Raw genomic sequence first — 24,385 nt, forward strand, 5'->3', positions numbered from 1 at the left:
GTTCGACGCTTGTTCGACCATGATATAAAAGAAAAAGGAATCAGTTCGAACTGATTCCTTTTTCTTTTATATCATGGTCTGAAAGATCAACCTTTCAGGATCTCATGGCCCAGCTTATCGCGTTTGGTCTTGAGATAGAATTCGTTATGTGGATTAGGACGTACTTCGATCGGTACATTTTCCACCACTTCGAGGCCATAACCCTTTAATCCGGCCCGTTTACGGGGATTATTGGTAATCAGGCGCATTTTGGTAATGTTCAGATGGCGCAGGATCTGTGCTCCTACTCCATAGTCGCGTTCGTCCATTTTGAAACCCAGCTCCAGGTTTGCCTGTACGGTATCCCTGCCATCTTCCTGCAGCTTGTAGGCTTTCAGTTTATTCAGCAGACCGATACCACGGCCTTCCTGGTTCATGTAGAGGATCAGGCCTTTGCCTTCACGTTCTACCATTTCCATGGCCTTGTGTAACTGCTCACCGCAATCGCAGCGAAGCGAGTGCAGGATATCGCCGGTTACGCAGGAGGAGTGGATACGAACCAGCACAGGTTCTCCTTTTTCCCATGAGCCTTTTTTCAAGGCCATGTGCAGGTCTCCGGAGTTCAGCTGTTTGAAAGCCACCAGTTCGAAATCGCCGTATGCGGTAGGCATGTGAACGGTTACCTGTTCTTCGATCAGGGTTTCCTTTTCGAGGCGGTATTCGATCAGGTCTTTTATGGAGATGAGCTTCAGGTCGAATTGGTTGGCAATTTCCCGCAGTTCCGGCAGACGGGCCATTGAACCATCTTCATTCATGATCTCGACCAGTACGCCGGCAGGTTCAAAACCGGCCAGTCTGGCCAGGTCTATCGTTGCTTCTGTGTGGCCGGTACGACGCAGTACGCCGCCGCTTTTTGCCTTTAGGGGAAAGATATGACCGGGTTTTCCCAGTTCTTCCGGACGTGTATTGGGATCGATCAGTGCCTGAACCGTTTTGGCGCGGTCATGGGCAGAGATGCCGGTGGTGCAGCCGTGACCCAGAAGGTCCACAGACACGGTAAATGGTGTTTGGTGCAGGGCGGTGTTGTCACGCACCATCATCTCCAGTTTCAATTCATCGCAACGTTCTTCTACCAGTGGTGCACATATTAAACCACGGCCGTAACGGCTCATAAAATTGATGATCTCGGGAGTTACATTCCTCGCTGCTGTGATGAAATCGCCCTCATTTTCTCTATCCTCGTCATCTACGACTATTACCAGCTTACCGTTCCTGATATCTTCTATGGCTGATTCTATTGTATCTAGCATAGCGCTTTATTAAAGTTGATTTGCAAAGTTATGGTAAAAATAGCACCCCACCCTCTCCTATCTACTTACTTAAATATCACTGCCCATATATGACATTAAACCATATAAGCATCTGGGTCGATAAGTATATGGTTTAATACCGTACGCTGCAATATTCTAAGTATTTCAAAGATATTTTATTCGATTTTTTAGAATTTCTGGGGCTAATTCTTGAACAAACTCAACGAAATGCCTGTTTAAACTAGTGGCTATCCAAAATAACATCCTCGGAAACTAATATAGTCAATCGCTTAACAATTTGTTAATTTCTAGTTAAAATCTGTAAAACTTTATTCGCCACCTTTGCGTCATAAATCAAATCGCTCATTTATGGGATTTAAAAGATTACTCTCTACATTCATTGTCCTGTTCATCGCATTTCATTCCTATGCCCAGGTTACAACCAGTAGCATGGTCGGTAAGATCTCCGGACCAGCGAATGAAGCCCTGCCTGGTGCAACTGTTGTTGTGATCCATGTACCTACCGGTTCAAAATATGGTACAACTACTGATGTGCAAGGTTACTACAGGATCCCCAACATGAACGTTGGCGGACCGTACAAAGTGACAGCTTCTTATATCGGCTATACAGAGTTCAGCCAGGGAGATATTTTCCTTGCGCTTGGCCAGCCATTCAGATTAAACATGAAACTGGGAGAAAAAGCCCAGGATATTAAAGAAGTGCAGATTGTAGCACAGAGAAGCGGCGGCGTGTTCAACTCCAGCCGTAAAGGTGCGCAAACAGTACTGAACCGTTCACAGATCGAGTCATTGCCTACTGTGGGCAGGAACCTGACCGACTTCGTACGTTTAACGCCACAGGCGAAACTGACGAAAGACGGTAGCGGTAACCAGACTATCTCCATCGCGGGTACCAGCAACAAGTATAATGCTACTTTCGTAGATGGCGCCGTACAGAATGATGTATTCGGTCTGGCAGAAAATGGTACGAACGGTGGGCAGATCGGTATCTCTCCGTTCAGCATTGATATCATCGACCAGTTTAACATCAACGTATCTCCATTCGACGTAAAACAGGGTGGTTTTGCCGGTGGCGCTATCAACGCCGTTACCAGAAGCGGTACTAACGAGGTAGAAGGTTCAGCTTACTATTTCGTACGTAACCAAAGCCTGGCAGGTAAAACACCTAATAAAGATGAGAGCAAGAGAACTAAACTCGCTGATTTCTCTTCTAAAACCTATGGTGCTCGTTTAGGTGGCCCGATCATTAAGAACAAACTGTTCTACTTCGTTAACGCCGAGTGGCAGAAGGAAAACCGTCCACAGCCATTTACATATGAAACGTATGCGAACGGTCCGGGCGCTGTTCATGCAACACAGCAGCAGCTGGCTCAACTTGCAGATAAACTGAGAACAGCAGGTTATGATCCGGGGGGTTATGAAACTGTTGACAACTCGCTTGATGGCCGCAAGTTTTTCGCAAGACTTGACTGGAATATTAACGAGTCTAACAAATTCACCATCCGTCACCAATATACACACGGCGAAAGTATCAGCCCAGGCAAATCCAGCGCTACTACCATCACGTTTGCCAACAAGGGTATTCTCTTCCCATCTACCACCAACGCTACTACTGCTGAATTGAAAAGCCAGTTCGGCAACAGGGCATCCAACTCCCTGCTGGTAGGTGCGAACTTTGTAAGGGACGACCGTAACATTACCGGCTCCCCATATACATCCGTATTCATTACTCAGGAGTCCATCAGCTTTGGTACAGAAGAATTCTCTGTTGCCAACCTGTTGAAACAGAACGTGTTCACCCTGACTGATAACCTGGAACTGTACAGAGGTAAGCATACAATCTCGCTGGGAACAAGTAATGAGTTCTATAATATGACGAATGTGTTTATTCGTCAGAACTACGGTTCTTATACTTTTGCAAACCTGGATGATTTCATGAACGATGCATCTCCTGTTCAGTACCAGCGTTCATTCTCTGCTGTAGATAAGACTACCGGAGATAATACAAATGGCGCTGCTAAGTTCAAGGCGCTACAGCTGGGTATCTATGCACAGGACGATTATCAGGTGAACGACCGCTTACGCTTGTCACTGGGTATCCGTGCCGACCTGCCTATGCTGCTGGAAAATCCTGCTACCAACGCAGACTTTAACAACACTATTTTACCTGCTGTTGTTAGTGCTGGCAACTGGGATATCAAAGGTGCAAAAACAGGTACAAAACCTGATTCTAAAATACTGTTATCTCCACGTATCGCCTTCAACTGGGATGTGAAAGGAGATCAGACAACCCAGGTACGTGGTGGCGCCGGTATCTTTACCAGTCGTATTCCATTTGTATGGTTGGGTGGTATGTACAACAACAACGGTGTAACACTGGGTGGTATGACCCTGCGTTACGATCCGACCAAACCGGAATCTCCGACCAACCAACAGATCGATTTCATTTCCGATCCATTTAACCAGCCTAGCATCACGGTAGCGCCGTCAGGACAGATCGACCTGTTTGCGAAGGACTTCAAGTTCCCGCAGGTATTCAGGACCAGCCTGGCTGTTGACCAACGTTTACCATGGGGCATGATCGGTACTCTGGAAGGTATCTACACAAAGAACATCAATAACGTGGTTTATTATAACCTGTCATATATTCCTAGCGGCAACCACGTGACCGGCAATGGTAACGATAACCGTCCGATATGGAAGAATGTAGGCAGCGGTGTAAGAGGCACATATACAGACATTATGTATGCTGAGAACACCAGCCAGGGTTATGCATATAACATGACAGCACAGTTACAGAAATCATTCTATAATGGCTTCAGTGCTGTTGCTTCTTATACCTTTGGCCGTTCTAAATCCATCAATGATGGACAGTCCTCTCAAAACTCATCTCAATGGAGGGTAGCAAATGTTAGAGGCCGTAACGACGTTGACCTGGGTTACTCTATCTTCGACGTGGGTTCAAGGATCGTAGCATCTGTAACTTATAAAAAAGAGTACCTGAAACACCTGGCAACAACAGTATCACTGTATTATACCGGACAATCAGGTGACAGATTCTCTTATAGCTACCGTGATCCTTCTGCGAATATCGTTGGTGACTACACTACCAGCAGTGACAGAGGCCTCAATCTGATCTATGTGCCTAGAAATGCATCAGATATCAACCTGGTATCTTATACAAGCGGTGGCAATACAGTTACTCCAGAACAACAGTGGGCGGCATTGGATGCGTTCATTAGTGGCGATAAATACCTGAACAGCCGTAGAGGTCAATATGCTGAAAAGAATGGCACCCGTGTTCCGTTCACCAATATCTTCGACCTCCACGTAGCACAGGATATCTTCATCGGACAGAAAAATGGTAAACGTCACACAGTTCAGGTTACCTTCGATATCTTCAATCTGGGTAACATGATCAATAACGATTGGGGCCGTATCTATTCTACCCGTACAGGTATGAGCTATAACAACTACACCCTGATCGACTTCGTAGGTTATGCAGCTGATGGCACTACGCCTCAGTTCAACTTTAAAGCACCTGTTAAGAACGATAACAAGACTGTGGCAACCATCGATGATTTCGGTGTACAGTCAGCACGCTGGCAGGCGCAGCTTGGCTTCCGCTACACTTTCAAATAATCGAAGCTATTTATAAAGTAAGAAGGGCTGGTCATAATGATCAGCCCTTTTTTGTTGGCGTCATTCACTACTCATTTGTTAAACATCCGTTTATACGGCGTTACACTTTTTTCATTATATTTATAACGATGCAGGAACAACATTACAAATGGCATTCCCCACACCTGGGCCATGAATTTGAAATGCTGGTGTACGGAGATGAGGGATATCCGCTGATACTCTTTCCGACATCTATGGGCCGGCATCATGAACACAGGGACAATGGACTGATACAAGCCTTACAATGGTTTACAGACAATCAATTGATCAGGATCTACTGTCCTAACAGTGTGGATACCAACAGCTGGTACAATTCACATATCTCACCGGCACAAAGAGCCCTCAATCATATCAGGTATGACCGTATGCTTCGCGAGGAAGTACTGGAAAAAGTGACAATGGAAACAGGCGTTCACCGTGTAGCAGTGGCAGGCTGCAGTTTCGGCGGTTACCATGCCGCTAATTTTGCCTTCCGCTATCCGGAAAGAGTATCCTACCTGTTCAGCCTTAGTGGTGTTTTTGATGTTCGCCCAAGACTTAACGGCCATTATGACGACAATGTATATTATCATAATCCGGTGGACTTTATGCCGGATAATCCTCATGAAGCCCTGTGGCGGATGGGGATCATATTGGGCGTAGCCGAAAAAGACATTACCCGCAGCCAGAATGAAACAATGTCTGGCATCCTTACGAACAAAGGTATTATGCACTGGCTGGACGTAAGGCCCAACCGGACGCATGACTGGCCTACATGGCTGGAAATGCTTCCCTACTATCTGTCCCTTATCAAATAGGGATATCGACCCCGGTACTCCTGTGTATTTCGTAAACGTACAGGACAGCCAACTAGCCCGGGCGGGATGAGAACCGCCGTTGGCGCGAATATTGAGTCTCAAACGCTGCTGTTATAAACGACGGATAACCAAACAGTAAAACTCTTTACAGATGAAAAAAATAGGACTTCTCTTCGGCCAGGAAAATGGTTTTCCTCAGGCATTTATTGATCGTGTGAATGAAAAGCAAATAGATGATATCACTGCAGAAGCTGTATCCATCGATAAGGTGTTACAGGGCGTTCCTTCCGGGTATGCAGTTCTTCTTGACCGCATCTCACAGGATGTTCCTTTCTACCGCACCTGGCTTAAACAAGCGGCGCTGGACGGCACAGCAGTTATTAATAATCCTTTCTGGTGGAGTGCCGACGATAAGTTCGTCAACAATGAACTGGCCCACAGAACAGGCATACAGGTACCTAAAACGGCACTCATCCCCTCCAGGGAACTACCGCTGAACACCAACGACCAGTCATTCAGAAACCTGGTGTACCCGTTTGACTGGGATGGTATTTTTGAACATATCGGTTTCCCTGCCTACATGAAACCATATAATGGCGGTGGCTGGAAACATGTGTATAAAATACATGACCGTGAGGAGTTCTTTGCACAACATGCCCGTACAGGACAGCTGGTAATGATGCTGCAGGAAGAGATCAAGTACGAATCTTACTACCGCTGTTATTGCATTGGTGGCCGGTATGTACGGGTGATACCCTATGATCCCTACCAGCCGGAAAATCAGCGTTACCTGGCGGAAGACAATGGCGACAGCTCCTTAATAAATGTAGTTGCCGACCAGGTAGCGAGATTGAACCAGTACCTGGGGTATGACTTCAATTCAGTAGAAATTGCCATCCGTAACGGCGTTCCTTATGTGATCGACTTCTGGAACCCTGCGCCTGAAACCAATGAAAAGGTGATCGGTGCTGAGAACTTCGAGTGGGTAGTTGAAACGGCTGCGACCTATGCTATCCAGCGCGCCCAGCAACAAACACCGGGTACAGACAATCTTACCTGGGGTAATTTCCTTCAGCATGCTATTCAGGGTCAGCAAACAGCCATTGTTCCCGGCGCCAAAAAGGCCGCTGCTAAAAAGCCAGCCGCTGTATCGCCCGCTAAAACGCCTAAAGATGCAAAACAGGGAAAAGAACCTGAGGGACACGTGGGAGAAATTCCGGCAAAAAAAACAGTGGCCAAAAAGACTAAAAAGAAAGAATAACTTTGGTAGCTTAAATGGCGGATCACTATCCGTGCTCCGCCATTTCGCCATTAGTAATTGATTATACACCACAATGCTCAAGAATTTCACCCTCGGTATTGAAGAGGAATACATGGTCATGGACCCGGTAACCCGTGAACTCAGGTCTCATGAACAAAAGATCGTAGAACAGGCTCACAGGGTGCTTCGTGACAAAGTAAAAGCAGAGTTCCACCAGGCGGTAGTTGAAGTAGGGACACAGGTATGTGCTAACATTGACGAAGCCTGTGAAGATGTATCCATGTTGCGCCGCACCATTACCCAGATAGCCGGCGACCTGGGGTTCAGTATCGGTGCTTCCGGCACCCATCCTTTTTCTAACTGGGAATTACAGCTTATTACGGACCATCCCCGTTATTTCGAGATCGTAACCGAAATGCAGGATGCCGCACGGTCCAATCTTATTTTCGGACTGCATGTACATGTCGGCATGGAAAACAGGGAGATGGCCCTGCATATTGCCAATTCCGTACGCTATTTCCTGCCGCACGTATTTGCGCTCAGCACCAACTCCCCTTTCTGGGAAGGCCGTAATACCGGCTTTAAATCTTACCGCACAAAAGTCTTTGATAAATTCCCCCGTACCGGCATTCCCGACTATTTTGCCAGCATAGAGGAATATGATAAATATATCAAGCTGCTGGTAAAGACCAATTGTATAGACAATGCTAAAAAGGTATGGTGGGACCTGCGGGTGCATCCATACTTCGATACCGTAGAATTCCGCATCTGCGACGTACCGCTTACAGTAAAAGAGACCTGTACCATTGCGGCACTCTTCCAGGCAGTATGCGCCAAGATCTACAAGTTGCGTATGCAGAACCTGAACTTCATCATATACAACCGTGCTCTTGTCAATGAGAACAAATGGCGTGCTTCCCGATATGGCATTGACGGAAACCTCATCGATTTCGGTAAGGAAGAAGAAGTGAATGCCCGCGCGCTCATTGCTGAGCTGCTTGATTTTGTGGATGACGTGGTAGACGATCTGGGCAGCCGCCATTATGTCGATCATACCCGGCACATCCTGGATAACGGAACCGGCGCCGATCAGCAGCTACAGGTTTATGCAGATACAAAAGACCTGGTAGCGGTTACGGACTTCATCACCAAACAGTTTTTGAAAGACTGCTAAATTGTAACTTTGCAGTATGAGACCAACTAAGCAGCACTGGAAAGTAGCCGTTCTGGATATGTATGAACAGGTCCCTAACGAAGGCATGCGCTGCATCAGAGAGATATTGACCAGCTATGCCAGAATACATGCACTTCAACTTGAATTTCATGAATATGAAGTCAGGGTGCAACAACAGTTGCCGGACCTATCCTACGACATCTACATTTCCACCGGTGGGCCTGGTAGTCCGCTGGACAGCGAAGGCAGCGAATGGGAACAACGTTACTTCCGTCTCATGGAAGACATCAGCGAATGGAACGAAACAGCTATAGATAAAAAGCAGTTGTTACTGATCTGCCATAGTTTTCAGCTAATGTGCCGTTACCTGGGACTAGGCAATGTATGCCGCCGCAGGTCTCCCGCATTTGGCGTGTTTCCCGTGCATAAAACAACTGCTGGTGAACAGGAACAGGTATTCAGCGAATTGCCCGAGCCTTACTATATCGTAGACAGCCGTAACTGGCAGGTGATTGAGCTGGACCATCAGAAGATGGACGCTATCGGCGCACAGGTACTGGCTATTGAAAAAGAACGCCCGCATGTGCCACTGGAACGTGCTACTATGGCGATCCGCTTCAGCGACTATTGCCTGGGTACCCAGTTCCATCCCGAAGCAGATGCCACAGGAATGCGCATGTACCTGCTGCAACAAGAGAAAAAGAACCAGGTCATCACCAACTACGGTGCGGAAAAATATCACAGCATGCTGGAACATCTTTCCGATCCGGACAAGATCATGCTAACGCATGACGCATTTATACCGGCTTTCCTCGACAATGCCATTTTTAAACGCCCTTTATTACAATGATCCCTTCTGTACGCGCAACATATAACCATCAGTTCACAGAGCACCAATACCAGGAGTTCCTTTCAGGTATCGCGGAAGAAGCCGGAGAAGCGCCTGCCTTCAAGGTAGCTGAAACACCGGTGTTCATTCCTGCCCAGCTGACGTCCCGGATCCAGCAGGCCTGTGATGAAATTGTGGCGGTCATCCTTCGCCCGGATTTCAAACATCTGACCAGCGACGCTATTCCGCACGAATTAAAAGTGCCACATGAAAATGACCATCCTCATTTCATGGTTATTGACTTTGCCGTATGCCGTGATGAAAAGGGCGATCTGACACCGAGGCTGATAGAACTGCAGGGATTCCCTTCCTTATATGCTTTCCAGGAACTGATGGCGCGTCAGTTCAGGACACACTTTAATATTCCTGATACCCTATGTAACTTCTTTAACGGTCTGGATGAAGTCAGTTACTTTGAACTTCTGAAAGAAGTGATCGTAGGGCCATATGATCCTAGTGAAGTAGTGTTGCTGGAGGTAAAACCGGATGAGCAGAAAACAAGAATAGACTTTTACTATACAGAAGAGAAATTGGGTATTAAACCCGTTTGTATTACGGACCTGGTGCAGGAAGGAAAGAAATTATATTATGAACTGAACGGCCAGCGTATCCAGATCAAACGCATTTACAACCGTGTTATATTCGATGACCTGCACAGGCAACAGGAATCGCTGGGAAAACATGTGCATCTCTTCCAGGAACTGGATGTGGAATGGATCACACATCCTAACTGGTTCTACCGCATCAGTAAATACATGCTGCCTTTCATACATAGTGAATATGCACCTAAAAGCTGGTTCCTGCATGAACTGCCGGTAATACCTGCCGACCTGGAGAACTATGTGCTTAAACCGCTCTTCTCCTTCGCCGGGAAAGGCGTATTGATCGACGTTACGCAAGCTGACATCGATAAGATAGACGACCCTGAGAACTGGATACTGCAACATAAAGTGCAGTACGCACCCGTTGTGGAAACACCGGAAGGCCCTGCATATTGTGAGATACGTATGATGTACGTATGGCCGGACAGCAGTCCTGCGCCTTTACTTGTGCACAATCTTGCCAGGATCAGCAAGAGTAAAATGATCGGTGTGTCACAAGGCAAGCCACAGAACTGGACCGGCGGCAGCTGCGCTTTCTTTGAGCAACCCTCCTGATGTTACAATTCCTTTTTACTGTTACAGACGTTGTTTGTCCTTCAGCAGCTGTGCTTTGAGCTTCTCGTAACTGATATCCTGCACAGCTTTTCTGGCATCAAGCGCCTGAATAGCGGCAGTAGCAGCACTCTGTCCCAATATCATAAATACCGGCTCCATCCTGATGCTGCCATAGGCAATATGTGTACACGACGCGCATACCGGCACCAGCAGGTTCTCACATTCTGCTTTCTTCGGAACAATAGACCCGTAGCTGATACGGTAAGGGTCTGGCAATTCAATGCCAATATCCCCTTCATTCTGTACAGTACCATCTTTCTGCACGTACCTTTGTGCATTATGGGAATCCAGTGTGTAAGAACCCATACCTACAGGATTACGCACTTGTTTTTTACCCAACACCTCATGCTCTGTCATTGTTTCCATACCGATCATGCGACGGGCTTCGCGGATATACAGCTGATGCGGCCAGTTCCCATTGTCTTTAAACTCGTCACGTGACAATCCCCAATTGCTCATACGCGTCCGGATATCAGCAGGTATCCTTTGATCTGTAGCTATAAAGTATAACAGTCCTTTCTGATAGGCGGCATGTGCAGCAATGATCTCCTTTCTTTTTTCGTAAGAGGCCTCAGGATAATCATAGTTCATACCGATGTAATCCATACTGAAAGGACCGTGGTTATTGACGTCCGTTTTATGATTGGGAATAGGGTCAAATTTATTAAACACTTCATTCCAGCCCGTATTTAACACTCTTACCAGCAATTCGTACTGTGTGGGATCATATCCTTCCGGACGCGCCAAAGGAAAACGGTTAGCAGGAAGATCAGTCAGGCACAGACGGAAGCAATAAGCTTGTATACGTTTGTCGCCACTGCCCTTTTCACCGGGAGGTTGCGATGATATGAACGGTAGTATACCGCTTGAAACATCCCCCGGGACCTTATACGCACTCACCGGCTTTTTGAAATGATGTCCGTGGTGGAACACATCTGTCTGTACACCATTCCAGGTTTCATTAAATTCACTGTTGGCTTCCCTTCCGACATGATAAGATACTTTAGCAGCGGCCATCAGATCTCCCTCATAAGTGGCGTCTATGAACATCTTACCACGGAATGTTTTACCACTCAGTGTTTTGATCGCAACGATCTTTTGTCCCTTTTTTGTAACGCCACTTTCACGGTCCAGCCATTCATCTCGATATACTTTGATGTTGTTTTCTTTCACGAAGTCTTCAAATACCTGCTCCGCCACATGCGGTTCGAAGATCCACATGGTGCGTTCCGTACCATCCATAGCAGGCGTACCCTGCCCTTTATTACCATATTCAGCTTGTGGCTGCCAGTTCCAGGCGGAGGGCTGTTCGTAATGCAGGTATATGCGATGATAGAATTCGCGGGCCAGTCCTCCGATAACCGATTTATTTCCTGTGTCGGTAAAACCGAGTCCACCGGAAGATAAGCCTCCCAGGTGTTTATCAGGTGATACGATCACCACGGACCGATGCATTTTCTTTACTTGTACGGCGGCAGTAACGGCGGCGGAAGTACCTCCATAGATCACCACATCTGCCTCAACAGGTGTTTGCGCATAGGTTTGCGCAAAGCATAACAAACAACAGATTAACACGGTAACAAAATGTTTCATAACTGTGGGTTTACGTTTAGGGAACCAGTAACTTTTTAAGATATAAAAAAACAGGCATTGGCAGTGCTTTTTTTTCCGGTCGCTATAACAGGCAGCGTCTAACAGGCGTAGGAACATACATCTTCAGGTAACAGGAAAACAAATAAAAATGCCTTCCTGGCTGTATGACACATGACGTATCATACATGCCGGAAGGCATTTTATGAAATGAATTCCAACTAATTATTTACCAATCTGCTCTTGCCAGGCCAGCATACCGCCGGTCAGATTCTTTACGTTCGTAAAGCCCATTGTTTCCAGGATCATAGCAGCCTGACCACTACGGCCACCGCTGCGGCAGTATACGATCACTTCCTGATCTTTCAGATCTTCCAGCTCATCCACCTGCATCGCACGGATATCTCCTAATGGGACCAGGATACCTCCGATATTGAATTCTTCATGCTCATGCGGTTCCCTGACATCCACGATGTTCAGGTCTTCACCGTTGTCAATGCGCTTTTTCAGTTCTGTTGCGCTTATATTTTCCATGGCTGTAAATTTTTAATGTTTGTGATATCTACGGCAAATTACTGTATTGCCGGGGTTTTGGTGATGATTATTCCGGTTGTTCAGTCGTTACTGGTGCAGCCGGCGCCACACCACTGTCTTTTGTGGGACGGGTGGCGGATAGCCAGATGTCAATAGTTTCTCCCGCTCTTACCATGTTCAGCTCATTCAGGGCATTACGGCGCGGAGGTGTCTGCTTGGTCACAAAAGCATTAGCGGTATCAGACACAGACGGATCGATGATCACGGTACCTAATCCCAGGTTGCTGGCGCTCAGTGTTTCCTTTGCTTCCAGGAAAGTGAGGCCTACCAGGTCTGGTGCGGGATTCTCGGTGTTACCGGTACCACTGCTCAACACAAGGGTGATATTGCTACCCTCAGGAATATCTCTTCCCGGTTTTACGGTTTTACCGTTCAGCAACTGCTGTAATACGGTATTGGTCGCAAAGTCCGGTTTATAGATGGTATCTCCTACGTTCAGCCTGAGACTATGCAGGGTCATTTCCGCACTGCGGAAGGTCAGTCCTGTCAGGTCCGGCATTTGCACCATAGGGGGTATTACTTTATTGATAGTCAGGTAAATGGTACGTCCAACCTTTACCACGGAGCCTCTGGCAGGAGTTTGTTCCCATACGGCCAGACCAGGCAGGCTATCTACATAGATCGAGTCCCTTACATCCACGCTAAATCCTTCCTTTTCCAGGATCATGGTGGCTTCCTGTATATTTTTCTTATAAACATCGGGCACAGTCAGTGTGTCCCCATGTTTTGTAATCACTCCCAGTAGTAAAAAGAAAAGCAGCCCCAGGACGGCAAAAATTCCTACAACAACCAGCAAATTAAAGCCGAAGGAGCGTTTCGTTATTGAATTGAACACAGATTATATTTTTACGTTAAGATGAACTCGGATCTGTTTATTTCCCCAGGCATTCTTCAATTAATGTGCCGTAAAACTCCTTCAGGGTTTTACCGGCGGCTCTTACCTGTTGAGGCACGAGACTATTTTCTGACTGTCCGGGCATTGTATTCACTTCCAGGAAGTACAGGCGGCCGGTAGCTTCTTCCCAGATGAAATCTATCCTCACAATTCCGCGGCAATTCAGCTTATCATACAGTTTCCTGGCGGTGTCCTTTATCAGGTTGGTCACTTCGTCAGGTGCTTCTGCCGGTGTTACTTCACGGGTGATACCTGGGGTATATTTAGCTTCATAATCAAAGAATTCTTTGCTACTAAGGATCTCGGTCACTGGTAATACGGTGAATTCTCCTTTGGATTTATATATACCACAGGTGATTTCCCTGCCTTTGATAAATTCTTCTATCAGCACCTGGGCGTCTTCCTTAAATGCCTTTTCGATAGCCGGCACCAGTTCTTCGGCGGTATTTACTTTGGACATACCGATGCTGCTGCCCCCCTCTGCTGGTTTTACAAACACAGGTAATTTCAGGGTACGGAGGATATCTTTTGTGTCAAAAGGCTGATCACGGAAGATATGTGCTGATTTTGAGACGTTTACAATACCCAGGGAAGATACTACCTTATTACAGTAGCTCTTGTTGAAGGTAAGTGCGGAAGTAACCATACCACAGCTGGTGAAAGGAATGCCCAGCATTTCAAAATATCCCTGTAAACGGCCATCTTCACCTGGAGTACCATGTATACCAATGAATACGGCGTTAAATTTTATCTTATTACCATTGATTGTCAGTGTAAAATCGTTCTTATCTACCTCAATCTGCTGACCGTCAGCGCCTGTGTAATTCCATCCGTCACGGGTAATAGAGATCTTATAAACGTTATACTTGCTACTGTCAATGTTCTTCTCTATCACGGCGGCACTCTGTACTGAAATTACATATTCTCCGGAGTATCCACCGGCTACCAGGGCGATGTTCTTTTTCATATATAATTTAATAATAAGCGGATAAAGTTAATAGAAAAATAGTGGATGTACACTTTTTTGGTGCAAAAGAAAAGGGAAGAAAGTTTTACGTTCTTTCTTCCCTTTATGCTCCGGTATGCGTTCCGATGGAGATCGATGACCAGTTACCGGTTAGTTCCTTAAGCTTCCTTCTATAATAATATTAGATGTGTAATTTCTCTTTCTTAGCCAGCAGTTCTTCAACTGTTTCCTGGTACATTTCATCAGGAACGCAGCAATCAACCGGACAAACTGCCGCACACTGAGGCTCTTCATGGAAGCCCTGGCATTCTGTACACTTGTTAGGAACAATATAATAACTGTCTACACTAATTGGCGCATTACGCTGATCAGCATCCATGGTAGTTCCATCCATCAGTACGTATGGACCTTTAATGGTAGTCCCATCTGCCATAGCCCACTCAACGCCACCTTCATAAATAGCGTTATTTGGGCACTCAGGTTCACATGCACCACAATTAATACATTCGTCTGTTATCTTTATTGCCATAGTATAAACTTTTTGTTTAAGTAGTAAGCCATTAATTTTGCAGACAAAAATAGAATATCTAGGTTTAAAAAGTTAATTATTTATACATATTCATGAGCAGTACAGAAAAAGTAGCAGCCCTGGTACGTTTAGGAGAATACCTGTCAGGCAATGATCCGGCCCTGCAAATAGTGAAGGATAGAGCCTTTCAGGCTAACGGATGGTTCACCCACGAGTTTATAGATCTATCCCTGCAAAATATTTGCCGTTATTACCTGGACGAATCCCGTTTAAACGACTGGCTGGCTGGTTATCCTGCTCCTGTCCATTCTCCACGCCAGGTAGGGATTGTTGCTGCCGGCAACATTCCGCTGGTGGGCTTTCATGACTGGCTCTGCGGCTTTCTCAGTGGCCAGCAGGTATGTTTAAAGCTGTCTTCCAAAGACACCATACTGATGCAGCATGTTATTGACAAAGTCAACGAATGGTACCCGGAATATGCGCAGCAGACCCTGGTGCAGGACATGCTGAAGAACTGCGGTGCCTATATTGCCACTGGCAGTAACAATTCCGCCCGTTATTTTGAGTATTATTTTGCCAAGTATCCACATATCATCCGCAGGAACCGGACTTCGGTAGCAGTTTTGAACGGAACCGAAACATCTGCCGAGCTGGAAGCCCTCGCAGATGATGTGATGCTCTATTTCGGACTGGGTTGCAGGAACGTCACTAAGATCTTCGTTCCGGAGGAATATAATTTCGAACCGTTGCTCAAGGCGCTCCGGAAATATACTTACCTGGCAGACCATCATAAGTATAAGAATAACTACGACTACAACCTGGCACTGATACTGCTGAACAATGGCATGTACATGGCGAACGACAATATCATCTTACAGGAATCGGCTTCTATTTTTTCTCCTATTAGTGTGTTGCATTATAGCCACTATAAGGATGCAGGGGAACTAGCAGCAGAACTGAATACTAATAACGATCTGCAATGTATTGTCGGTCACGGATTCACTCCTTTTGGAATGGCGCAGCAACCCAGCCTGTCTGATTATGCCGACGGAGTGGATACGATGCAATTCCTGACAGGCCTGTAATAGCTGCAAGAATGTCTGTCCCGGCCTTGATTATAGTTACAATCTTGTCATGAAAAACAACAATATGTCAGTCGTGGCGTTAAGATCATATTAACTATTCATATAAAAATGTGTTAAAGTAACAGGAGTGGTTAATGTTTCACTACCATGCCCCCTTAAATTTGTATCACGAGGCATGTAAATTGATGTTCATTCCTTATACATTTAAACTTTAAACAACGAAACATATGAAATTCCGGCAAATTGCGGCAACTGTACTAATCAGCGCGGCAACTGCTGTTGCCAGCATCTATGCGTACAACAGGTTCCAACCCCGGCAGGCAGGCCCCTATCAAAATGGATCAGATAATATCCCGGTGAACTACGCCAGCTATATGCCTGGCGCAGATGTGAAGAATGCAACGCCTCCTACCGACTTTAGCCAGGCGGCTAAAATAGCAACACCTGGTGTGGTGCATATTAAAACTAAGATCAATCCCCGTCAGGTAACTAACAACCTTCAAAGAAGGAGGAGTGTTTTACAGGACCTTTTCGGTGATGACTTTTTCGGGGATGAATTCCAGGGAGAAGGCGGTGGCCGTAAATATTACTTGCCCGGTCAGATGGCCTCCGGTTCAGGTGTGCTGATCTCTGATGATGGTTATATCATCACCAACAATCACGTAGTGGATGATGCAGATGAAATAGCCGTTACACTCAACAACTACAAAACGTACAAGGCAAAAGTAATCGGGACCGACCCGAATACTGACCTTGCAGTGATCAAAATAGACGCGAAGAATTTACCTTACCTGCTGTATGGCAACTCTGACGATGTGGAAATAGGACAGTGGGTACTGGCAGTAGGTTATCCTTTAAACCTGGAAACTACCGTTACCGCCGGTATCGTGAGTGCGAAAGCCCGTACCATCGGTATCAATAAACAGGTAAGAAGAAACGCGATCGAATCATTCATTCAGACTGACGCTGCGGTAAACCAGGGTAATAGTGGTGGTGCCTTGATCAACACTGCAGGTGAACTGATTGGTATCAACTCTGCTATCGCCTCTCCTACCGGTGCGTACGCAGGTTACTCTTACGCGATCCCGGTAAACCTGGTAAAGAAAGTAGTGAATGACCTGATGAAGTATGGTAACGTGCAGCGTGCTTACCTGGGTATCAATTACCAGGACCCGAATAGCATTCCGGAAGAAAGATGGGCAGAAGCAGGCATCAGAAGGGATATCAACGGTGTGGCTGTATCCGGCGTATTGGAAAGCGGTTCTGCGGCTGCAGCTGGTATACGTAAAGGAGATGTGATCACTGGCATCAATGGCGTGGAAACACCTTCCATCCCACAAATGACCGAGCAGATCGCCCGTTACAAACCAGGTGATAAGATCAGCATCAGCTACACACGCGACGATAAACAATATACGACCAATGTTATTCTTAAAAATATCGATGGCAATACTGATATAGTTAAGAGCAATATATTGGATGCATTAGGCGCTGACCTGGTAACGCTCGACAAAGCTGACGCAGCTAAATTGGGTATACGCGGTGGTGTATACGTAGATAATATCAGCAGCGGCATATTTAAGAAACAAACCAACATGAAACGTTCTTTCATCATCCTGAAAGCTGGCGGCTTGCCGGTAAATTCAGTAGAAGACCTGAGAAAGATACTTGACAAACAGAAAAAGGTACAGGTAGAAGGTGTATATCCTGAACTGAATGGGGTGTACTACTATAACATCGACCTTGCAAACGGAGCTGAGTTTTAAGATTCATATAGATTTATAGGTTAAGGAAAGAAAGTCCCGGCTAACACCGGGACTTTCCTTTTTCTATAAATGCCATAAACACCAAAGGCCCCCTTTACGGCGGCAGTAGTATTTGTAATAAATCGTCGTTGCTTATAAATTGATCACGCCTTTCAATTGCGCGAAGAACTCGTCTTTCTTACGGGAAGAAATAGGGATGTTTTTCTGATCGCTCATTACGACAGCAGTACCCAGGCCTTTTATGATCTTGACAATATGGTGAATATTGATCAGGAAGGACTTATGTACACGATAGAAACCCTTGTCGGACAACATTTCTTCGTATTCCTTCAATGATTTGGATATCAGGTGTGATACGTTGTTGATCAGCTGTATTTTGGTATAGCTGTCAAATGCTTCGCAGTAAATGATGTCTTTCAGATCAATAACGTTGTATCCGTCATTTACGGGGATGACTATCTTAGAGAAAGCGTTGTCATTGTTCTTAACGTAATCCTTCAGGATAGAAGCGAGTTCGTTCAGGCGGCCTTTTTTACTCTTCTTCACTTTTTCCAAAGCATCTTCCACCTCACTAACCTTAATAGGTTTGAGCAGATAATCTAAGGCAGCAAATTTGATCGCCTGCAATGCATATTCCTGAAAGGCTGTAATGAAGATCACTTCGAAGTTCAACACAGGGAACATTTCCAGTAGCTGGAAACCATTATGGGGCGGCATTTCAATATCCAGAAACAAGACGTCTATCTGGGTGTTCTTGATCATTTCCGCCGCGTCATGAATGTTCTGCGCCTCCCCTGCTACCGTAACATCTTTACAGTAATTCTCCAGAATATTTCGCAAAATATGGATGTTGCGGACTTCATCGTCTACGATCGCAGCTTTTATATTACTCATAACATCTTAACAATGGGAATCAGTATTTCAACCAGGGTACCCTCCTTATTGCCGAAACCAGACTTAAATTTATCAATAATTTCTAACTTTCCAACATTTCCATTAAAAGATTTTATAATCTGCAACCTTTCCCTAATCACGCTCAAAGCGGTGGATTCATGCCTTACGAGGCGGCCGCTTTTGATCTCATTTGCACGCTCCCACCCTATCCCGTCGTCATCTACGGAACAGTACAACATATCTTCACGGAGCGTCAGTTTCACTTCCAGTCTGCCACTGCCATTTTTCGGAGCCAGTCCGTGTTTGATAGCGTTTTCGACAATCGGCTGAATGATCATGGGCGGTATATAGATCGTATAATCTTTCAGGTCATCCTGTAATACAAATTCATAAGTAAACACATTTGCGAAACGGATCTTCTCCAATTCGATATACCTTGTCAGGAAGGCGATCTCTTCTTCCAGGGAGATGAACGACTTCCGGGAGTTGTTCAGCATCTGGCGCATCAAGGTGGCAAAATCTGCCAGGAAGTTCAGCGCCTGCTTCTCCTCTTTTTCCATGATCAGGTGCTGCACTGAGTTCAGCGAGTTGAAAATGAAATGAGGGTTCATCTGGTTTGTCAGCGCTTTGGCTTCCAGCTCCGCGATCCGCCGGTTATACTCCGTCTTTCTCATTTCGGCGTGCTGTATCCTCCTGATAACATCTCTCAATACAAAGGCTACCAGCATTAATCCCAGCATGATGACTATGCCCCGTGCCCACCATTGCTGGTACCAGCGTGGCAGGATAGTCACGGTAATGATCACCGGCTGGCTCCAGTTACTTCTGTATTTCCTGGCCCTGATCTGCAATTGATAGCTATCAGGCTGCAGGTCGGGGAAAGGTACGATATTAGACATTGTCGTAATCCATCCACTCGAAGTATCACTGGAAAAGTTGTACTGGTACTCAACCAATTCAGGAAGATCGTAGGCTATTGCGCCGAATTCCACCTCAAAAGAGGCCTTCCGCTGATACATCAGCACAAACTGTTTGCCTGGCAGATAGGTGCTGTCGCCATACCGTACATGATTCAGGTAAATAGCCGGAGGGACCGTATCTACCGGCATCTTCGCATCATTAAAATAACTCAGGCCATTGGAAGTAGCAATATATAAAATTCCCTTCTGGTAATAGACGCTACGGGTATCATCGCTCATCAGGCCATCATTCGAAGTAATATTGCGGATGAGGGTCTTCGTTTTTACATCAATAACGGAAACGCCTTTATTGGTAGCAACATATAAGCGGCCAATACCATCATAATAGAGCTGCTGGCAGATATCACTAACAAGTTTATCGGCGGTACTCAGGTGTTTGATCACCCGGTTATCCCTCAATACATATAACCCATGATCACTGGTGCCGATCCAGAGATCGCCATCAACCCACTTCAGATCTTTGATGCTTCGGTGCAGGGCGGAGTCTTTGCCAGGTATCCTTAATGCCCGCGAGATATCATTACCGTAGAGCAGTCCGGCACTGGTGCCAACGTAATAGGCGGAATCATTGATACTGGTAATGGAAGTGATCAGATCATCTTCTACTTTCACATTGTAGTCATCACAGATCACCTGGTCTTTGGTCACCACCCTTATTTTCCCTTTAGGGCTGATATCCACATCCTTCAATGACTTCACTGGCTTCAACAGCGAAGCCTTTTGCAGGGCTGTATTAAATAAGAACAGTCCATTATCAGCTCCTATCAGCATTTCGTTCGGCTTGTATGGAAGGATACTCAGGATACTGTTCCTTCCACTGGTCGTATCGAGATTAAACTGCCGGATCCTATTGGTGCTGTCTATTGTGTTCAGTACGCCGGCATTCTGTCCTATCAGCAGCGTACCGGTGCGCTGGTCTTTCGAGATGCTGAAGATAGAGTGAGAGTACAGTCCGTTCGTATTGTCGAGATAGTTAAAGTAGAAGTTCTTATAAGGAATATTGTAAACACCGTCCCCGAATGTTGTGATCCAAATGTTACCATCCCTGTCTTTAAGCAGAGAGGTGATATAGTGGTTCTGTAATAGTTTAATAGGCTTTTTTTCTCCGTGGAAAAAACCTTTCAGATAGTACAGTGCTCTGGGTGTACCTATCCAAAGGTTATCGTTATCTATGCAGATATTGCTGATCTCATCTCTGATCCCCCAGTCTGTTCCTCTGAAAAAACAAACTGCTTCCTTGTTGCTATAAGTGTAAAGGGAATTATCCACTATTATCACCGGATGGTTGCGGGTACGTTGTATGGAGGCCTTATCCAGGGGGAAAGGGCACACACCAAATATCTTCTGATCGGGGTTATTGATATCTTTTAGTTCCGCCAGATTAAAGTACGGCTGCAGGGGTTTAAAAATGGTGTCGTTACGGAGGAAGTAGAACAGGTCGGTGCGGAGAGCGCCAAGTTTATCGTAAGTAGTTTTTTTACCACTGTATTGAATGATACGGTTGTCGGTATTCAGGAACCAGATAAAACCGGCATAATCCTCAAACATATACTGCATGTACTGTCCGCGGGCATCTACATGTAGGGACGAGTCATTCTGACCGGTATGAATTGTGTAATTCCAAAAAAATGAGGGTAAACCGTTGAGTGTAGAAAACCAGACGCGTCCTTTTGAGTCGGCTGAGAGCTTCACAACATCGTTATCTGTAAGACCGTCTTTTTTGGAATAGTTGCGAAAACGTTTGCCGTCGAATTTACTGACGCCGGTGGGCGTGGAAAACCAGATAAATCCTTCTTTATCCTGCACGGCAGCGTAGACCGTAGCATTTGCCAGACCGTCTTTTACATTATAATTACGGATCATCAGCCCCTGGGCAAAGGTATTATTACCTGTGCTCAGAACCATTAGTATCCACCATAAGAATATATAACGGACCTTAGGCATTAAGATGATGGATCGGATTTTAGAATAAAACCGGGTAGTGCCAACTGTTGTCTGGCTGGCACTACCGGCAAGTCTTGTTAATATGCGCGGGCGAATAAAACCCTTTGCGTAGAAGGTTTACCTGTAAGGATACAGGTACCCGCCTCCTGTTTATTGTTTAAAGGTATGCAACGGATCGTTGCTTTGGTGCGCTCCTTGATCTTTTCTTCTGTTTCGGTGGTACCATCCCAGTGAGCAGAGATAAATCCGGCTTTCTCTTCAAGCAGGCGTTCAAACTCCTCGATCGTGTCAGCCGGTGTTATGTGTTCGTCCCTGAAGGCCAGCGCTTTGTTATACATCTGCTGTTGAATATCTTCCAGCAGCGTACCGATACGTTCAGCCAGGCCATCCAGTGGCAGACTTTCTTTTGTTTTCGTATCGCGGCGGGCTACTTCAGCAACATTATTTTCCAGGTCACGCGCGCCCAGTGCAATACGCACAGGAACACCCTTCATTTCATATTCCGCAAATTTCCATCCCGGACGGGCGTTATCGGAATCATCATATTTCACACGGATACCGGCTTTTTTCAGCTGGCCGATGATCTCATTTACTTTAGCATCGATCTTGGCTTTCTGTTCGTCACCTTTGTAGATAGGCACTATCACCACCTGTAAAGGAGCGATACGCGGAGGCAGGATCAGGCCATCATCATCACTGTGCGCCATTACCAGTGCACCGATCAGACGGGTAGACACGCCCCAGGACGTAGCCCATACATATTCCAGTTTATTCTCTTTGTTGGAGAACTGTACATCAAACGCCTTGGCGAAGTTCTGTCCGAGGAAATGGGATGTGCCTGCCTGGAGTGCTTTACCATCCTGCATCAATGCTTCAATACAGTAAGTGTCGATAGCACCTGCAAAACGCTCGGCCGGAGATTTAACACCTCTTACTACCGGCATAGCCATATAGTTCTCTGCGAAGTCAGCATATACTTCCAGCATCTGTTCTGTTTCGGCAATCGCCTCTTCAGCGGTAGCGTGTGCAGTATGTCCTTCCTGCCAGAGGAATTCAGCTGTACGCAGGAACAGGCGGGTACGCATTTCCCAGCGTACAACGTTTGCCCACTGGTTGATCAGCAACGGCAGGTCGCGGTAGGACTGTATCCAGTCTTTATATGTATTCCAGATGATCGTTTCGGAAGTAGGACGGACGATCAGTTCTTCTTCAAGTTTAGCTGAAGGATCCACCACAACACCTTTACCGTTCGGATTTTTCATCAGACGGTGGTGTGTTACAACGGCACATTCTTTTGCGAATCCTTCGATATGATCTTCTTCTTTGCTCAGAAAGCTTTTAGGGATGAATAATGGGAAATACGCGTTCTGGTGTCCGGTGTCTTTGAATTTTTTGTCCAGCACGTCTCTCATGCCTTCCCAAAGTGCAAAACCGTATGGTTTGATCACCATACATCCTTTCACCGCAGAATAATCTGCCAATCCTCCTTTCAGAACCAAATCATTGTACCATTGTGAATAATCTTCAGAACGGGCTGTGATCTCTTTACTCATATAAAAATTGAAATATTTAAAATCTAGGCCAGTACATATATCATAAAACAAATCTGAATTTGGCTTAATATTTGTACTGGATATATTATCAAAAGGTAAAATGTCACAAACCTACATGAAAATCAGAAACGTGCAAATAGTTTGGTAAAATATTATGAGTGGCTAGATATTATTGTAGCATTAACCTTTCTTTGAGTTAAAAATAGTGTAAATTTACTATAGAAATCAGGCTAAAAAATTCCGACAAATGAAATCAGTTCCATACCTTGCTGTGTTAGCGCTGTTTGTTTTAAACAGTTGCTCTTCAGCATATAAAACAACCCAGACACCGGACGATGTCTATTACTCTCCGCACGTTAAACCCAGCTATGCTGCAAGCAATAATCAGAATGACGATAACGTTAGTGCTACTGATGCGGAAGATGGTGGTACGTATGTTACTTACGACGATGAGGATCAAGGGGATTACTCACGCCGTCTAAATCTCTTTAACAGTAACTATCAGGGGGCATACTACTCTCCGAATGTATATTCCGGTTTTTACGGTAGCCCTTACTACGGTAGCGGCTGGGGTATCAACAGCTACTACGGCAGTGGCTTCGGTTACGGCTGGGGCTCTCCTTACTACAGTTCTTTCTGGGGCCCATCACTCAGCATTGGCTTCGGTTATGGCTGGGGTAATCCATGGTATGGCGGTGGTTGGGGATATAACCCTTGGTATACCGGCTGGGGTTATAACTCATGGTATGGTGGATACCCAGGTGGTTACTACGGATATCCTGGTGGTTATTGGGGTGGTCATGGTGGCTACTACGGTTATTCTACTCCGGGACGCCGTACACGCGGCAGTTTCGGCACCTCCTATCCTGGTCGCAGAGTAGTTGGTACCAATCCTAATCCGGGTGGCCGTACGACCAGAACAGATTATACGCCTTCCAGAAGGAATGTTGCTAATAATCCAGGTGGCCGTGTCGTAGAACGTCCTACAACAGGTAGCGGCAGGAACAGCGGTGATGGCTTTTACACACCAAGACGTTCATTTACACCTTCTGCAGGTGAACGTCCAATCGGAAGCGATGGTGGTGGCCGTAACAGTGGTGGTACGATCAGCCGTCCTCCTACCAGGTCATTCCAACCTGCACAACAACCACAACGCTCTTTCACACCAGCACCATCCTATACGCCAAGATCAAGCGGTGGTAGCAGTGGCGGTTCCGGCGGCGGCGGTCGTGTAGGCGGTGGAAGAGGAAGGAATTAAT

18 protein-coding genes are annotated in these 24,385 nt (G+C 46.0%); 9 read left to right on the forward strand and 9 right to left on the reverse strand.

Annotated elements, in window-relative coordinates:
• Positions 1-86 precede the first annotated feature (86 nt).
• The gene (locus tag C7475_RS07890) at positions 87-1,289 is read right to left on the reverse strand and encodes a bifunctional 3,4-dihydroxy-2-butanone-4-phosphate synthase/GTP cyclohydrolase II (protein WP_110052748.1); all 1,203 of its coding nucleotides are present in this window, start codon (positions 1,287-1,289) and stop codon (positions 87-89) included.
• 369 nt (positions 1,290-1,658) lie between these two features.
• Between C7475_RS07890 and C7475_RS07895 the strand changes: the two genes are divergently transcribed.
• The 6 genes from C7475_RS07895 (at position 1,659) to C7475_RS07920 (ending at position 10,269) form a co-directional block, all read left to right on the forward strand.
• Positions 1,659-4,952, forward strand: coding sequence for a TonB-dependent receptor (locus C7475_RS07895; RefSeq protein WP_110052749.1), 3,294 nt, complete (start codon positions 1,659-1,661; stop codon positions 4,950-4,952).
• A gap of 128 nt (positions 4,953-5,080) precedes the next feature.
• Positions 5,081-5,788, forward strand: coding sequence for an alpha/beta hydrolase-fold protein (locus C7475_RS07900; RefSeq protein ID WP_110052750.1), 708 nt, complete (start codon positions 5,081-5,083; stop codon positions 5,786-5,788).
• 151 nt (positions 5,789-5,939) lie between these two features.
• Positions 5,940-7,049, forward strand: a complete 1,110-nt coding sequence (locus C7475_RS07905; RefSeq protein WP_110052751.1) for a RimK family alpha-L-glutamate ligase — start codon at positions 5,940-5,942, stop codon at positions 7,047-7,049.
• A 73-nt stretch (positions 7,050-7,122) separates the two neighbouring features.
• Positions 7,123-8,223: a carboxylate-amine ligase gene (locus tag C7475_RS07910; protein WP_110052752.1), complete on the forward strand. Its 1,101-nt coding sequence runs from the start codon at positions 7,123-7,125 to the stop codon at positions 8,221-8,223.
• A 16-nt stretch (positions 8,224-8,239) separates the two neighbouring features.
• Entirely contained in the window at positions 8,240-9,073 is an 834-nt protein-coding gene (locus C7475_RS07915) for a type 1 glutamine amidotransferase (RefSeq protein WP_110052753.1), read from the forward strand.
• Positions 9,070-10,269, forward strand: coding sequence for a hypothetical protein (locus tag C7475_RS07920; protein ID WP_110052754.1), 1,200 nt, complete (start codon positions 9,070-9,072; stop codon positions 10,267-10,269). The genes C7475_RS07915 and C7475_RS07920 overlap by 4 nt, the downstream gene beginning before the upstream one ends.
• A gap of 21 nt (positions 10,270-10,290) precedes the next feature.
• Here the strand turns inward: C7475_RS07920 and C7475_RS07925 are convergent, their stop codons facing one another.
• From C7475_RS07925 to C7475_RS07945, 5 genes are all read right to left on the reverse strand, one after another.
• Entirely contained in the window at positions 10,291-11,922 is a 1,632-nt protein-coding gene (locus C7475_RS07925) for an FAD-dependent oxidoreductase (protein ID WP_110052859.1), read from the reverse strand.
• A 222-nt stretch (positions 11,923-12,144) separates the two neighbouring features.
• Positions 12,145-12,453, reverse strand: coding sequence for a rhodanese-like domain-containing protein (locus C7475_RS07930; protein WP_110052755.1), 309 nt, complete (start codon positions 12,451-12,453; stop codon positions 12,145-12,147).
• Between the two features lie 67 nt (positions 12,454-12,520).
• The gene (locus tag C7475_RS07935) at positions 12,521-13,348 is read right to left on the reverse strand and encodes a PASTA domain-containing protein (protein ID WP_110052756.1); all 828 of its coding nucleotides are present in this window, start codon (positions 13,346-13,348) and stop codon (positions 12,521-12,523) included.
• A gap of 37 nt (positions 13,349-13,385) precedes the next feature.
• Entirely contained in the window at positions 13,386-14,375 is a 990-nt protein-coding gene (locus C7475_RS07940; protein ID WP_110052757.1) for a D-alanine--D-alanine ligase, read from the reverse strand.
• 181 nt (positions 14,376-14,556) lie between these two features.
• Positions 14,557-14,904: a 4Fe-4S dicluster domain-containing protein gene (locus C7475_RS07945; protein WP_110052758.1), complete on the reverse strand. Its 348-nt coding sequence runs from the start codon at positions 14,902-14,904 to the stop codon at positions 14,557-14,559.
• Positions 14,905-14,996: 92 nt separating this feature from the next.
• Here C7475_RS07945 and C7475_RS07950 point away from each other — a divergent pair, with 92 nt between their 5' ends.
• Together C7475_RS07950 and C7475_RS07955 are read left to right on the forward strand one after the other, a co-directional pair.
• The gene (locus C7475_RS07950) at positions 14,997-15,989 is read left to right on the forward strand and encodes an acyl-CoA reductase (RefSeq protein ID WP_110052759.1); all 993 of its coding nucleotides are present in this window, start codon (positions 14,997-14,999) and stop codon (positions 15,987-15,989) included.
• A 227-nt stretch (positions 15,990-16,216) separates the two neighbouring features.
• Positions 16,217-17,755, forward strand: a complete 1,539-nt coding sequence (locus C7475_RS07955) for a trypsin-like peptidase domain-containing protein (RefSeq protein ID WP_110052760.1) — start codon at positions 16,217-16,219, stop codon at positions 17,753-17,755.
• Positions 17,756-17,887: 132 nt separating this feature from the next.
• Here the strand turns inward: C7475_RS07955 and C7475_RS07960 are convergent, their stop codons facing one another.
• The 3 genes from C7475_RS07960 to proS form a co-directional block, all read right to left on the reverse strand.
• Complete coding sequence (locus C7475_RS07960) at positions 17,888-18,649, reverse strand: LytTR family DNA-binding domain-containing protein (RefSeq protein ID WP_012793534.1); 762 nt, start codon at positions 18,647-18,649, stop codon at positions 17,888-17,890.
• Positions 18,646-21,534 (reverse strand): histidine kinase, encoded by a 2,889-nt coding sequence (locus C7475_RS07965; protein ID WP_158286448.1) that lies wholly within the window; start codon positions 21,532-21,534, stop codon positions 18,646-18,648. Before C7475_RS07965 ends, C7475_RS07960 begins: the two co-directional genes overlap by 4 nt.
• Positions 21,535-21,650: 116 nt before the next feature.
• On the reverse strand, positions 21,651-23,126 hold the full coding sequence (gene proS / locus C7475_RS07970; RefSeq protein ID WP_110052762.1) for a proline--tRNA ligase: 1,476 nt from the start codon (positions 23,124-23,126) through the stop codon (positions 21,651-21,653).
• Between the two features lie 247 nt (positions 23,127-23,373).
• On the opposite strand from proS, the gene C7475_RS07975 reads away from it, so the two are divergent.
• Positions 23,374-24,384, forward strand: a complete 1,011-nt coding sequence (locus C7475_RS07975) for a hypothetical protein (RefSeq protein ID WP_110052763.1) — start codon at positions 23,374-23,376, stop codon at positions 24,382-24,384.
• Position 24,385 lies beyond the last annotated feature (1 nt).

This window comes from Chitinophaga sp. S165 (assembly GCF_003182155.1).
In the GTDB taxonomy this organism is placed as follows: Bacteria; Bacteroidota; Bacteroidia; order Chitinophagales; family Chitinophagaceae; genus Chitinophaga.

Excerpts from the sequence above, each read along its gene's own strand:
- C7475_RS07975 (WP_110052763.1), top strand. The coding sequence starts at position 23,374 with ATGAAATCAGTTCCATACCTTGCTGTGTTAGCGCTGTTTGTTTTAAAC.
- C7475_RS07910 (WP_110052752.1), top strand. The coding sequence starts at position 7,123 with ATGCTCAAGAATTTCACCCTCGGTATTGAAGAGGAATACATGGTCATG.
- C7475_RS07955 (WP_110052760.1), top strand. The coding sequence starts at position 16,217 with ATGAAATTCCGGCAAATTGCGGCAACTGTACTAATCAGCGCGGCAACT.
- C7475_RS07905 (WP_110052751.1), top strand. The coding sequence starts at position 5,940 with ATGAAAAAAATAGGACTTCTCTTCGGCCAGGAAAATGGTTTTCCTCAG.
- C7475_RS07890 (WP_110052748.1), bottom strand. The coding sequence starts at position 1,289 with ATGCTAGATACAATAGAATCAGCCATAGAAGATATCAGGAACGGTAAG.
- C7475_RS07930 (WP_110052755.1), bottom strand. The coding sequence starts at position 12,453 with ATGGAAAATATAAGCGCAACAGAACTGAAAAAGCGCATTGACAACGGT.
- C7475_RS07925 (WP_110052859.1), bottom strand. The coding sequence starts at position 11,922 with ATGAAACATTTTGTTACCGTGTTAATCTGTTGTTTGTTATGCTTTGCG.
- C7475_RS07950 (WP_110052759.1), top strand. The coding sequence starts at position 14,997 with ATGAGCAGTACAGAAAAAGTAGCAGCCCTGGTACGTTTAGGAGAATAC.
- C7475_RS07940 (WP_110052757.1), bottom strand. The coding sequence starts at position 14,375 with ATGAAAAAGAACATCGCCCTGGTAGCCGGTGGATACTCCGGAGAATAT.
- C7475_RS07965 (WP_158286448.1), bottom strand. The coding sequence starts at position 21,534 with ATGGTTCTGAGCACAGGTAATAATACCTTTGCCCAGGGGCTGATGATC.
- C7475_RS07945 (WP_110052758.1), bottom strand. The coding sequence starts at position 14,904 with ATGGCAATAAAGATAACAGACGAATGTATTAATTGTGGTGCATGTGAA.
- proS (WP_110052762.1), bottom strand. The coding sequence starts at position 23,126 with ATGAGTAAAGAGATCACAGCCCGTTCTGAAGATTATTCACAATGGTAC.
- C7475_RS07915 (WP_110052753.1), top strand. The coding sequence starts at position 8,240 with ATGAGACCAACTAAGCAGCACTGGAAAGTAGCCGTTCTGGATATGTAT.
- C7475_RS07900 (WP_110052750.1), top strand. The coding sequence starts at position 5,081 with ATGCAGGAACAACATTACAAATGGCATTCCCCACACCTGGGCCATGAA.
- C7475_RS07920 (WP_110052754.1), top strand. The coding sequence starts at position 9,070 with ATGATCCCTTCTGTACGCGCAACATATAACCATCAGTTCACAGAGCAC.
- C7475_RS07960 (WP_012793534.1), bottom strand. The coding sequence starts at position 18,649 with ATGAGTAATATAAAAGCTGCGATCGTAGACGATGAAGTCCGCAACATC.
- C7475_RS07895 (WP_110052749.1), top strand. The coding sequence starts at position 1,659 with ATGGGATTTAAAAGATTACTCTCTACATTCATTGTCCTGTTCATCGCA.